Origin of the sequence: Acinetobacter bouvetii (assembly GCF_902753875.1) — a bacterium.
Taxonomy (GTDB): domain Bacteria; phylum Pseudomonadota; class Gammaproteobacteria; order Pseudomonadales; family Moraxellaceae; genus Acinetobacter; species Acinetobacter bouvetii_A.
Genome location: NZ_CADDTS010000048.1, coordinates 237269 through 249733, shown reverse-complemented (window position 1 = coordinate 249733; position 12465 = coordinate 237269). Strand labels below are relative to the sequence as shown.

At 42.5% G+C, this 12465-nt stretch carries 15 protein-coding genes; 13 read left to right on the top strand and 2 right to left on the bottom strand.

The features are described 5' to 3' along the window. Window positions 1–206 precede the first annotated feature (206 nt). Window positions 207–1004, top strand: coding sequence for a hypothetical protein (locus tag FB6_RS14790; RefSeq protein ID WP_174560680.1), 798 nt, complete (start codon window positions 207–209; stop codon window positions 1002–1004). Window positions 1005–1082: 78 nt separating this feature from the next. Here the strand turns inward: FB6_RS14790 and FB6_RS14785 are convergent, their stop codons facing one another. Then, window positions 1083–1241, bottom strand: a complete 159-nt coding sequence (locus tag FB6_RS14785; RefSeq protein ID WP_174560679.1) for a hypothetical protein — start codon at window positions 1239–1241, stop codon at window positions 1083–1085. A 446-nt stretch (window positions 1242–1687) separates the two neighbouring features. Between FB6_RS14785 and urtA the strand changes: the two genes are divergently transcribed. From urtA to urtE, 5 genes are all read left to right on the top strand, one after another. Continuing rightward, complete coding sequence (gene urtA, locus FB6_RS14780) at window positions 1688–2971, top strand: urea ABC transporter substrate-binding protein (protein WP_174560678.1); 1284 nt, start codon at window positions 1688–1690, stop codon at window positions 2969–2971. 95 nt (window positions 2972–3066) lie between these two features. Next, a complete protein-coding gene (urtB, locus tag FB6_RS14775) occupies window positions 3067–4707 on the top strand; it encodes an urea ABC transporter permease subunit UrtB (RefSeq protein ID WP_174560677.1) in 1641 nt (546 codons plus the stop codon). Window positions 4708–4711: 4 nt separating this feature from the next. Further along, window positions 4712–5785: an urea ABC transporter permease subunit UrtC gene (gene urtC / locus FB6_RS14770; protein WP_174560676.1), complete on the top strand. Its 1074-nt coding sequence runs from the start codon at window positions 4712–4714 to the stop codon at window positions 5783–5785. Further along, window positions 5782–6600, top strand: a complete 819-nt coding sequence (gene urtD, locus FB6_RS14765; RefSeq protein WP_174560675.1) for an urea ABC transporter ATP-binding protein UrtD — start codon at window positions 5782–5784, stop codon at window positions 6598–6600. The genes urtC and urtD overlap by 4 nt, the downstream gene beginning before the upstream one ends. 10 nt (window positions 6601–6610) lie before the next feature. After that, the gene (urtE, locus tag FB6_RS14760) at window positions 6611–7309 is read left to right on the top strand and encodes an urea ABC transporter ATP-binding subunit UrtE (RefSeq protein ID WP_174560674.1); all 699 of its coding nucleotides are present in this window, start codon (window positions 6611–6613) and stop codon (window positions 7307–7309) included. A gap of 55 nt (window positions 7310–7364) precedes the next feature. Here urtE and FB6_RS14755 read toward each other — a convergent pair whose 3' ends face one another. Continuing rightward, the gene (locus FB6_RS14755) at window positions 7365–7922 is read right to left on the bottom strand and encodes a hypothetical protein (protein WP_174560673.1); all 558 of its coding nucleotides are present in this window, start codon (window positions 7920–7922) and stop codon (window positions 7365–7367) included. A 261-nt stretch (window positions 7923–8183) separates the two neighbouring features. Between FB6_RS14755 and ureE the strand changes: the two genes are divergently transcribed. The 7 genes from ureE (at window position 8184) to FB6_RS14720 (ending at window position 12435) form a co-directional block, all read left to right on the top strand. Continuing rightward, window positions 8184–8666 (top strand): urease accessory protein UreE, encoded by a 483-nt coding sequence (ureE, locus tag FB6_RS14750; RefSeq protein ID WP_174560672.1) that lies wholly within the window; start codon window positions 8184–8186, stop codon window positions 8664–8666. Then, entirely contained in the window at window positions 8653–9318 is a 666-nt protein-coding gene (locus tag FB6_RS14745; protein ID WP_174560671.1) for an urease accessory protein UreF, read from the top strand. The genes ureE and FB6_RS14745 overlap by 14 nt, the downstream gene beginning before the upstream one ends. An 88-nt stretch (window positions 9319–9406) precedes the next feature. Then, the gene (gene ureG, locus FB6_RS14740; RefSeq protein ID WP_174560670.1) at window positions 9407–10021 is read left to right on the top strand and encodes an urease accessory protein UreG; all 615 of its coding nucleotides are present in this window, start codon (window positions 9407–9409) and stop codon (window positions 10019–10021) included. 13 nt (window positions 10022–10034) lie between these two features. Then, the gene (locus FB6_RS14735) at window positions 10035–10601 is read left to right on the top strand and encodes a HupE/UreJ family protein (protein ID WP_174560669.1); all 567 of its coding nucleotides are present in this window, start codon (window positions 10035–10037) and stop codon (window positions 10599–10601) included. Between the two features lie 15 nt (window positions 10602–10616). Then, window positions 10617–11495 (top strand): urease accessory protein UreD, encoded by an 879-nt coding sequence (locus FB6_RS14730; protein ID WP_174560668.1) that lies wholly within the window; start codon window positions 10617–10619, stop codon window positions 11493–11495. A gap of 316 nt (window positions 11496–11811) precedes the next feature. Beyond that, window positions 11812–12114, top strand: coding sequence for an urease subunit gamma (gene ureA / locus FB6_RS14725; RefSeq protein ID WP_174560667.1), 303 nt, complete (start codon window positions 11812–11814; stop codon window positions 12112–12114). Window positions 12115–12123: 9 nt separating this feature from the next. Then, complete coding sequence (locus FB6_RS14720; protein WP_174560666.1) at window positions 12124–12435, top strand: urease subunit beta; 312 nt, start codon at window positions 12124–12126, stop codon at window positions 12433–12435. Window positions 12436–12465 lie beyond the last annotated feature (30 nt).

Sequence of the window (12465 nt, the reverse complement as noted above, 5' to 3'; positions counted from 1 at the left end):
TGTTAAATTCAGGATTTTAAAAATATAACAGATTCTGCCAACTGTTATATTTTTTTCAAAAAAAATTGTATCTTTTGCAAACTGTTCTCAATATGAAATAATCAACCAAATGCTGTATGCATTTTTAAAATAGTCATTCTTGAATTAAAAAATGACTGATTTAAAAGTTTTCTTATCTCTGCTTTTTTATCGCTTAGGGTGAATTTATGTTTGTCTCAGATCAATTAAAAAACATTGATGAATTCATTGACGGACAGGCCATTTCCCCAAAAGTGATAGAACAACTCAATCAAAATGATATAAATATTGAAGATCAACTTTTAGCAGCCAAAGCTTTAAGGCCATTGCAGAAAACACACCAGTTGTATATCGCACAAGCAGATATCAACGCCAAGAAAAATAATTTAGCCTATTTATTTGCTCCCTTTATTTTGGCTAATTTAAATCAGCAGGTGATCTACAGCACTCCGGCGAGGACTTCAGCGTTGGCTATTTTTAAGCAATACTACAATGCAGAAAAGCTGGTTAAAATTGATTTAAATCAGGCTATTGATAGCTTAAATGTAGGTGTTGAGCTCTTGGATTCAGACCTGAATGAGGCTGACTTTTTCTATCTGAGTTTGATCAAGGCATTATGTTTAGCCCATGTACAGACGATTATTTTGATTACACCACTTAGCATTAAATTAACAAAATTAAAGCAAATTGAAGAATTTTTTGCTGTCAAAATCCACGTCATTGATACATCAGCAAATACTGAAGCGATTGATCTGGAAAAATTAAGTATGGCTAAACTGTTATTTAAAAATAAAGCCAAGGAATATGTTGATTTATGTGCTCATTTTGCTGAACTGAATACCGAAATACTCAAATTAAACCATTTCTATCAGCCACATTTGGCGACACAGCTAATTGAGGATATGTTTTATTCAGAACATATTTACGAAAAAATGTCGGTCTATGGTGAATATATACAGACCCAAATACAGAATCAAAAAATTTAAACTGATCCTAACCGAATGGAATAGCAGTCAATATTTATGGCTGCTATGAACAATCCGATATCATAAAGATATTCTATTCTATGGCATATATGCATTATCAAGATTAACGACAAATGCCACGCCAATACAGAACAAAGTGCAGTAAATACCAAACCAGATAATTGCTCGTTTAAATGCCTTATCTGAAATTGAACTGTCTGCATACTGCTGTTGCTTTCTAGGTTTTTGCTCATTCATAACAATCTTTAACCTTTTCGATGACATCTTCATTATCTGTTATAGAAAAAATTAAAGAAGATACAAAATTTTAAAAAAAATATATAACAGTATATATGATCGCAATACTGATCAATTATGCTTTTACAAAGATTACTTTTGGCTCAGAACCTGTGGGTATCTTAGATGCGTTATCAATGATAGAACTAGAAAAGAGCGGGATGGAATAAGTGGCTAACATTAATAAAGTTGCGATTAATTTTAATGACCATGATTTGCCTAATCGATCACCTATTTTAGCGCACAGATGATTTATTGGTGCGTTGATTCATTCAATGAATATTTAAAAAATTAAAAATAATATTTAAATTCAAGTAATTAAATTAATAAATAAATATTGGCACAAAATTTGAATGTCTTCTCCCAAATTAACTAAAAATACCTTAAAAGGTTTGGAGAAACTTAAAATGTTCCAACAAAAACAATTTTCAAAAAGCTTGCTTGCTATAGCAATGATGGGGAGCATTGCATTAACCGGTTGTTCTAAACCAGCGGAAAAGGCGGCAGCTCCAGCAGCTGAAGAAAAAGCGCCTGCAGCTAGCGGTGATACCATCAAAGTAGGGATCTTGCATTCTTTGTCTGGCACCATGGCCATTTCAGAGACTTCTTTAAAAGATACTGCGCTCATGGCCATTAACGAAATTAATGCCCATGGCGGGGTAATGGGGAAAAAATTAGAGCCTGTTGTCGTGGATCCAGCATCTGACTGGCCACTATTTGCAGAAAAAGCCCGTCAACTGATTACTCAAGACAAAGTGGCGGTGATTTTTGGTTGCTGGACTTCAGTTTCGCGTAAATCAGTATTGCCTGTGGTGGAAGAGCTGAATGGATTATTGTTCTATCCAGTGCAATATGAAGGTCAGGAACAGTCAAAAAATATTTTCTACACCGGCGCTGCACCCAACCAGCAAGCGATTCCAGCTGTTGAATACTTGATGAGTGAAGAAGGTGGTAAGGCGCAGCGTTTTGTACTGTTAGGCACAGACTATGTCTACCCGCGTACCACCAATAAAATTCTACGTGCTTTCCTGAAGTCTAAAGGTGTGGCTGATGCGGACATCATGGAAGAATACACGCCATTTGGTCATAGCAACTATCAAACTATTGTGGGCAATGTGAAGAAATTTGCAGCCGGTAAGAAAACTGCTGTTATTTCAACTATTAATGGTGACTCAAACGTGCCGTTCTATCGTGAACTGGGTAATCAGGGTATTAAAGCTGCTGATATTCCAGTGATGGCATTCTCAGTGGGTGAGGAAGAATTACGCGGCATTGATACCAAGCCATTGGTCGGACATTTGGCGGCATGGAACTACTTCATGTCGGTGAAAAATCCTAAAAATACTGAGTTTATTGGCAAGATGAAACAGTATGCAGTGGAATACAAATTGCCAAATGCCGACAAGATCGTCACCAATGATCCAATGGAAGCGACTTATGTTGGTATCAATATGTGGAAACAGGCGGTAGAAAAAGCCGGTTCGACGGATGTAGATAAAGTGCGTGAAGCAATGGCAGGTCAAACATTCGATGCACCTTCAGGTTACAAGCTACAAATGGATGCAACTAACCATCATTTACATAAACCGGTGATGATTGGCCAGATTCGTGGGGATGGCCAGTTTGATGTGGTCTATAAAACGCCGAAAACAATTCCGGCAGAACCATGGAGTCCATATATTCCTAAATAATGTCCTCTTTAGCCTGCTGTTTCGGCAGCAGGCTTTTTCTTGGTTTTTATTTCCCGTTCGGGACCGCTTTACATTCATAAATAGGGAGGACACATATGTTCACTCGCCTAAATTTTGCAGCTATTTTTTTGATTTTGAGTCAGTGCTTATGGCTCAATGTGAGTCATGCTGAAACGCAAACAACAATAGATACAGCACAAACGACTCAAGTGAGTTCAGCAAAAGATGCGATTCAGCAATTTGTCCGTGGCGATTTTGCCCAGCGTCGTGCCTTACTTAATCAATGGCCGGCCAGTATTGAACAGCTGGATCAGCTGGCTGAATTTGTCGAAAAGGATCAACTTTATACGGACAGTACTGGCCATACCTATATTCTTGAAGCAGAAGATAAACTGTTCAGTTATCCAGATCACAAGCCGATTGAATCCTGGCCGGCAGATTTATCGCAAGTGACTTTGGTGAATACCTTACATAAAGCCTTAACATTTGCTCAGGCACAAAAAAAATTAAAATCAGAGGATGCTTCTCAGCGTTTAGAAGCGATAGATATCTTAGAAAATAATTTGTCTGAATTGGATATAAATACAATTAACCAGATGTATCTGCATGAAAAAAGTCAGTCAGTCAAAGCACGCTTTGCACAGCTGAAAGCACGTCTGGATTATCAATCAAACGATGTATTAGACAAAATACAGGCAGTAAAAACTTTAAAAGAATCCAACCGTCCAGATGTGTTGGCATTGGTAGAGCAAGAGCTGAGCCAGCCCAATTTGCATCCAGATCTTAAAGCGGTATTACTAGATGCCAAAGGCAGTATCAAAACCCGCATCCAAGCCAGTGAATGGACAGGTCACGTTTTTTCTGGCCTCAGCACCGCCAGTATTTTACTGCTTGCTGCGCTGGGATTAGCGATTACTTATGGCCTGCTTGGCGTGATCAATATGGCGCATGGCGAACTGATCATGATTGGAGCCTATACCACGTATGTGGTGCAAAGTTTCTTTAAATCACATTTCAGCGGGCTGGTGGACTGGTATCTGATTGCTGCCATTCCGGCTGCGTTTCTGGTCAGTGCTTTGATTGGGATGTTGATTGAACGTACCGTGATTCGTCCACTGTATGGACGTCAATTGGAAACCTTGTTGGCGACTTTTGGCGTCAGCCTGATTTTGATGCAACTGGTGCGCATGATTTTTGGTGCACAAAACGTAGAAGTGTCGAATATTTCCTGGCTATCAGGAGGGGTATCAATTACGCCAAGCCTGATGCTGCCGTATAACCGTATTGCCATTATTGTGTTTACCGTCGCGGTGTTATTGCTACTGGTTTACCTGATTAATAAAACCCGTTTTGGTCTGTTTGTTCGTGCAGTGACGCAAAACCGTCAGATGGCACGTGCCGTAGGCATTCGTTCCAGCCGCATTGATATGCTGGCCTTTGGTCTGGGTTCTGGTCTTGCAGGATTGGCTGGCTGTGCCTTGGCACAAGTTGGCAACGTCGGTCCAGACTTGGGTCAAAACTACATTATTGATGCCTTCCTGGTCGTGGTGGTCGGTGGTGTCGGACAAGTGTGGGGCGCAGTGCTTGCGGCATTGGGCTTAGGAATCAGCGGTACGGTGCTAGAAATTGGCATGGGTGCAGTGCTGGCCAAAATTATTCTTCTGGTTCTTGTGATTTTGTTTATTCAAAAACGCCCACAAGGTTTGTTTGCCATTAAAGGTCGTTTTGTGGAGTAAGCACATGAAAATCACTTCAATGTTATCTGATCAACCTGTGAGTGCCGCTGCGATTGCAGTATGCTTCGCAGTGATGCTGATCTTGCCTTGGCTACACTTATTGCCAACCGATTCAGCCTTTTATCTTTCGGCCTATTGGGTCACCTTAATTGGCAAAATCATGTGTTTGGCGCTGGTGGCTTTGGCACTGGATCTGGTGTGGGGCTATGCCGGCATTTTGAGTCTGGGTCATGGTTTGTACTTCGCCTTGGGCGGATATGCTTTCGGTATGTACTTGATGCGTGAATCCGCAGGCGATGGCTTACCGGATTTCATGCGTTTTTTGAGTTGGACTGAATTACCCTGGTTTTGGGTCGGCACCAATCATTTCTGGTGGGCCATGATTCTGGTGGTGCTAGTTCCAGGACTGATTGCATTTATGTTTGGTTTTTTTGCCTTCCGCTCAAAAATCAAGGGTGTTTATTTCTCCATCATTACTCAAGCCATGACTTTTGCCGCAGCACTACTATTCTTCCGGAATGAAACCGGTTTTGGCGGCAACAACGGCTTTACCGGCTTCAAGACTATTCTAGGCATGGATATTACGTCTGCACCAATGCGTGCCAGCCTGTGCTTTATTACTGCCTTGGTGTTATTGCTGTGCTTTATCGGGTTACGCCATCTCATGAACAAACCTTATGGCCGTGTGTTGGGTGCCATCCGTGACAGCGAAAACCGGTTGCAATATTTGGGCTACCGCACGTTGTGGTACAAGCTTTCTGCATGGGTGTTATCTGCGGTGATTGCAGGAATTGCAGGCGCACTATATGTACCGCAAGCCGGTATTATCAACCCCAGTGAAATGAACCCGGTGAACTCGATTGAAATGGCTGTCTGGGTGGCCGCGGGTGGACGTGGCACGCTAATCGGGCCGATCTTGGGTGCAGGCTTGATTAATGGAGTAAAAACCTATTTCACCGTGGCTTATCCGGAAGCATGGTTATTGATTCTGGGCGCGTTATTTATTGTGGTGACTATCTTCCTGCCAAAAGGTGTGATTGGTCTGTTTGACCGTTTTAAAAAGGAGCGCAGCGAATGATTGAAATGATACAGCCTCATGGTGGACATGCTTCAGAAGGTTATGGGCGTCCGAAAGAACAGGGCGCAGATTTTAGTCATGGTATCGCCCTGTATCTGGAAAAAGTCAGTGTCTGGTTTGATGCCTTTCGTGCCTTAAATGATTTATCGCTCTACATCGAAGAAGGTGAATTACGCTGCATCATTGGACCCAATGGTGCAGGAAAAACCACTTTGATGGATGTGATTACCGGAAAAACACGTCCAACACAAGGCTCGGCATTTTTTGGTCAAACCTATGATTTAGCGAAAATGAGTACCGAGCAAATTGCGGAAGCAGGCATTGGCCGTAAATTTCAAAAACCGACTGTGTTTGAAAATTTCACCGTGATGGAAAATCTGCTTCTAGCTGCACCCAAAGATAAACGGGTCAAAAAGAGTTTCTTTAGCAAGCTTGATCCGGATGCACAAAATGCACTGGATGAATCACTTGAACAAATTCGCTTGCAGCAACTAGTGAATAAGCCTGCTGGCTTGCTATCGCATGGTCAAAAGCAGTGGCTGGAAATTGGCATGTTGCTGATGCAACGTCCCAAACTGATTCTGCTGGATGAACCGGTTGCAGGCATGACCGATGCGGAAACTGAACGTACGGCCGAACTGTGTCTGGAACTGAAAAAGAATCACACCTTGGTGGTGGTCGAGCACGATATGAGTTTTATCGATACCATCAGTGAAAAAGTCACAGTTCTAGCACAAGGTGCCATTTTGGCCGAAGGTACCTTGGCCGAAGTGCAAGCCAATGAAGATGTCATTGAAAAATATTTAGGACGTTAAGGAGCAGACCATGTTAGAAGTCAAAGACGTCAATCAGTTTTATGGCGGCAGTCATATTTTGCGTGATGTATCTTTTAATGCCCCGGTCGGTGAATGTTCCGTGGTACTCGGACGAAATGGGGTAGGTAAAACCACCTTGCTGAAATGCCTGATGGGCATTTTGCCAATCAAGTCGGGGCAGATTCTACTGGATGGCAAGGACATCTCAAAAATGAGTCCCGAACAGCGTGTACGTGCAGGCTTGGCTTATGTACCGCAAGGACGTGATATTTTTTCGACTTTAACCGTAGAAGAAAATATCCTAATTGGCATGGCAAAATTTAGCGGTGCGAAAACACGTAAAGTGCCTGAACATCTGTATGAGATTTTCCCGGTACTGGATGAAATGAAATATCGCCGGGGTGGAGATTTATCTGGTGGTCAGCAGCAGCAACTGGCGATTGCCCGTGCACTCGCTTCTGAACCGCGGGTATTGATTCTGGATGAACCCACTGAAGGGATTCAACCTTCCATTATTAAAGATATTGGTAAAGTGATTCGCAAACTTGCCGATGGTGGCGATATGGCAATTGTATTGGTGGAGCAGTTTTATGATTTTGCTGAAGAACTGGCAGATGCTTATACCGTGATGGCTCGCGGGCAGGTGATCGCTCAGGGCGTAGGCAGTGAAATGCCGGAGAAAGGGATTCGGGATTTGGTGGCGATTTAAAACTAAATGAAGAGCGAAAGAAGCCTCCCTTTATTAAAGGGAGGTTTGGAGGGATTCAAATTTTTAACATCTTTATAAGACATTCTTCTATCTGTATTTCTAAAAAATGCTCTTTATCATAAGCTTTATCTAACCAATCTGTGCTCCAACGTCTTACATTTTGCTTTCGACCCTCAGGATGATTAAAACCGACAAGCTCTTCAGATAAAAAGAATTCTCCTATTTCATATATGCACATGAGATATTCTTCTGTTAGTTTTTCAAAATCATGCTCTTTTTTAAGAGCATTTAAACGATTTAATGTTTTACTCAAATTTGCGATTTTTATCTCAAAATTTTCTATTAAATTTGAATGATCTGACGGAATGGGGTTTAGAAAATATTCCGAATCTCGGATAAATTCTATATTTTTCTCTGAATAGTCATTTAATTTTTGCACCATTTTAAAATTCAATTGTGATATTGCATGTACTGAATCTAAAGCAGCTAAAACAAAATCAAGGAGCAAATTTTTATTAAACTGTTGTTTCCATGAATGTAGTGCAGAGAAAGCAACAACTAGAGTTAAAAGGCTGATAATTAAATTAGTAATAGCAATTAAGTTGTTTGACACGATAACTTACTCAAAAATTTTGCGTCTCTTTCCTAGTTAATTCCTATTCACTTCACGACTACTACAAATAGTTTTTAATAACAATGTTTTATTAAATAAATATCAAAATATACCTACAGAGATTTCCTCTCTTTTTAAACATCTGTTCAAAATAAAGTTGGCACGATAACTGCATTATTTTGATGCAAGTTTTTAATTCAAAATAACATTTGGTCTCAATTTGGAACAAGTGGTGAATTTATAAGCATAAACAGGGTGGATATGAAAATTTATACGCAACGTTTGGAAAACATTGCATCTGAACGCAATTTTGAGTCTTTGGAACTCACCTTTGATACACGCCAAAAGAGCCGTTTTCGTGCAACTTTAAATAATGGGGTCGATATTGGTGCAGATTTACCACGTACCGGCATTTTGCGAAGCGGTTCTTTTATCGCAACTGAACAGGGTGATGTGCTTCGTGTTGATGCAAAGGCTGAACGTTTAATGCAGGTTTCCAGCCAAGATCCGTTTGAATTATTAAAAGCAGCCTATCATTTGGGCAACCGTCATGTACCGCTTATGCTGACACCTACAGCGCTTTATTTTGAGCCAGATCATGTATTGGCAGAAATGATTATTGGTCTGGGTTTAACGGTGAATGAAGTTGACCATCCTTTTGAACCGGAAAGTGGGGCATATGCACAGCACCAGCATGATCATCGTTTAAGTCCAATTAAAGCCTTGCACCATGTCCATCACTAATGCCTCACAACTGCTCAGCCTGTTGACTTTATCCTCTACGGCCTTGCCGATTGGGGCATATTGCTATTCCCAAGGGGTAGAGAGCGCGATTGATCAGGGCATGATTCATGATGAAACATCCAGCATTGCCTATTTTGAAGAAGTGCTTGAGCTGTTAATGGTGCGTTTTGAATTACCGGTCCTGAAACGCTTGGTTGAATCTTTTGATGACGCTGAACAGTTCGGCTATTGGGCAGAATTGTATCGGGCCAGTCGTGAATCCAAAGAGTTATTGGCCGAGTCGCAACAATTGGCATTTTCTTTGAATGCATGGATTAGGGATGTACTAAAGCAAACGCCAAGTGTCAAAAAGCAGCAGGGTTTTGTTCCTGTATATGCACATTTATGTGGCGAATTAGGACTGGATTTAGCTGATGTGCTCACGGCCTATACCTTTACCGTACTGGAAAACCAGGTACTGGCAGCAGTTAAAACCATCCCGCTGGGGCAAATGAGCGGACAGCGGATTTTGTGGCAGTTGCATCATCAAATTCCACAGGCAGTACAAGCCGCCTTGGCATTACAGGATGCAGACATCAGCAGTGCCTTGCCGCAATATGCGATGTTGAGCATGTCGCATGAAACACAATATTCACGGTTATTTAGATCGTAAAAATCAAGCGGTCTAAATAGCAATTGAGCAGTTTGAGATGCTTGAAACGTAAGTATCTAGAAAATGAAAAAGGAAAAAGGAAAAAATCATGTCAGAACGTAGTCCTTTACGGGTTGGGATTGGTGGTCCGGTCGGTTCGGGTAAAACAGCTTTAACCTTGAATCTGTGCCGGGCGCTGCGTGAAAGATACAACATGGCTGTAGTCACCAATGATATTTATACCAAAGAAGACTCCAACTTTCTGACCCGTAATGAAGCCATGACGCCGGATCGCATTGTCGGGGTAGAAACAGGTGGCTGTCCGCATACCGCGATTCGTGAAGATGCCTCGATCAATCTGGCGGCGATTGATGATCTATGTGAAAAATTTGATGGTCTGGAACTGATTATCATTGAAAGTGGCGGCGACAATCTGGCAGCGACTTTTAGTCCCGAATTGTCCGATTTAACCCTGTATGTGATTGATGTCGCTGGTGGTGAAAAGATTCCACGTAAAGGTGGGCCGGGTATTACCAAATCAGATCTGCTGATTATCAATAAAACAGATTTGGCGCCGATGGTCGGTGCGAACCTTGAAGTCATGGATCAGGATGCCAAGCGTATGCGCGGTGAAAAACCGTTCTTATTTTCCAATATGAAAACTCAAGATGGCTTGAATGAGATCATCAGTTTTATCGAAAAACAAGGTTTATTTAAGGCTTAAAAGGAAACATAACATGCGTCTATTCAAACAATTACTTGTCGCAACTGCCGCAGCTTTACCAATGTTGGCCATGGCTCATCCGGGACACGATCACCACAGTGGATTCTGGGCAGGCTTTGTGCATCCCTTTACCGGCTTAGACCATTTAATGATGGCGATTGCATTTGGTGTGCTGATGTGGACGGCTAATCAACGCTGGAAGTTATTGGGGCTGGGTGGGCTGGTTATCGCCATGATTTTCGGTTTCATGGTGGGTAGCCAAGGCGTGATTTCAACATCATTGGCTGAATCTGGAATCATTGCTTCACTCGTACTGTTAGCTGTGTCGTTATGGACCAAATCGAACAAGGTATTGCCTGTTGCAACGGTGCTTTTAGCCAGCTTCCACGGTGTTGCGCATGGCAGTGAACTGGGTCAAGGCGGACATGCGGCTTTGCTGATCTTGGGTATGGTTGTGGCGATGTCGAGCATTTATGTGATGGGCTTAGGTCTTGGGGCATTTGTGAAGAAATATGTCCCTTATGGCAAACAGATCATTGGTGGTTTGGCCGCAGTGGTTGCCGTGATTGGTTTGGCTTAAAGACGTAGCATTGTTATGCAGCAACTCAGCACAACAACCGATACAGAGCATCAGCTTTGGTATGCACGTCTGGAAATGGGCTTTCAGGCTCAGCAGCAGACGCAGCGCACCATATTGCAGCATCGCAAGCACCATGGCCCGGTTCGTATTCAAAAGATGCTCTGGCCTGAATCGAACGGGATCTGTCATGCCATTATTGTGCATCCGCCTGCTGGTATTGCAGGTGGTGATCATCTAACTTTTGATATTCAGGTTGATGCTCATGCGCATGCATTGGTGACTACGCCCGGTGCAGGAAAATGGTATCGCACCAATGGTAAGCAGGCTTTCCAGCACATCAATATCCGTTTAAATGACAATGCGATGTTTGAATGGTTGCCGCAGGAAACCATGCTGTTTGATGGTGCGAATGCCAGTTCAGAAACCAATATTCATTTGGATACAGCTTCCAGTTTTATTGGTTGGGACATGTTGGTGATCGGACGGCAGGCGCGTAATGAGCAATTTATACAAGGTGCTTATCAAAACCGCTTCCAGCTATGGCGCGCAAATAAATTACTGGTTGCAGACACGCTAAATTTTAAAGGTGCTGACCGTTGGCTAAGTTCCTGTTTGGGTATGAATGGTCACGCGGTGATGGGCAGCTTTTGGGCCGTACCGCCCGAAAAATATCGTGCCAGTTTTTATCTGGAAGAGCATATCGACCTGATTCGTGAACTGATCATGCGCATGGATGTACCCATTACCTTAACCGTATTGGGAGATGTCATTTGTGCCAGATTTTTGGGCGATGATGTCCGTCAATGTCACGATGGTTTTGCCGCTATACGTGCCAAATTAAGACGTTACTGGTTCGATCAGGATGAGGCATTTCCGAGGATTTGGCGGACTTAGAATTTTCCCTCAAAAATCCCTCCCAACCTCCCTTTAAAAAAGGGAGGAGAAAGACGCTCTTTTTAAAGTTGGGTGAAGAGAATCACACCGTAAAGGAGATTTAGCGGCATCATCTTTTTACAGGAATCAAAGTTCTCCCATCCTTCTTGGATGAGAGACAACATCTCGCAAGAGAGGGAGGGAAATCGTCTAAGTTTTCCATTATTTAAAGGAAAGAATTTTTTAGACCCTCATGCCAGCCTTCTCCCAAAGGGAGAAGGAGCAAATCTTGCACATATTTTGCATTCAATACATTGAAATAGACTAGGAAAGAGATATGGAACTCAATCCAACAGAAAAAGACAAAATGCTGATTTTTACCGCAGGCTTAGTGGCTGAACGACGTAAGGCACGTGGTTTAAAACTGAATTATCCTGAAGCTGTGGCTTTTATCTCTGCTGCCTTACTTGAAGGTGCGCGAGATGGTATGAGCGTGAGTGAGCTGATGCACTATGGAACCACATTATTGTCCCGTGATGACGTGATGGACGGTATTGCAGAAATGATTGCAGAAGTACAGGTCGAAGCGACATTTCCGGACGGTTCAAAGCTGGTCACCGTGCACCAACCAATTGTGTAGGAGCTGAATATGATTCCAGGGGAAATTATTACACCGGATAGTGACATTGAAATGAATGTCGGGCGTGAAACCTTAAAGATTACTGTTGCCAATATCGGTGACCGTCCCATTCAGGTCGGTTCACATTTTCACTTTGCCGAAGCCAATGATGCCTTGCAGTTTAACCGTGAACAGGCCAAAGGTTTTCGTCTGAATATTGCAGCCGGTACAGCCATCCGTTTTGAACCGGGGCAAAAGCGTGCTGTGGAATTGGTGGCACTTGCCGGAAAACGCGAAGTTTATGGCTTCGCAGGTCGGGTGATGGGTAAGCTCGATTCATAAAAATTAAGTCAGAATTATACAGGTTTATAA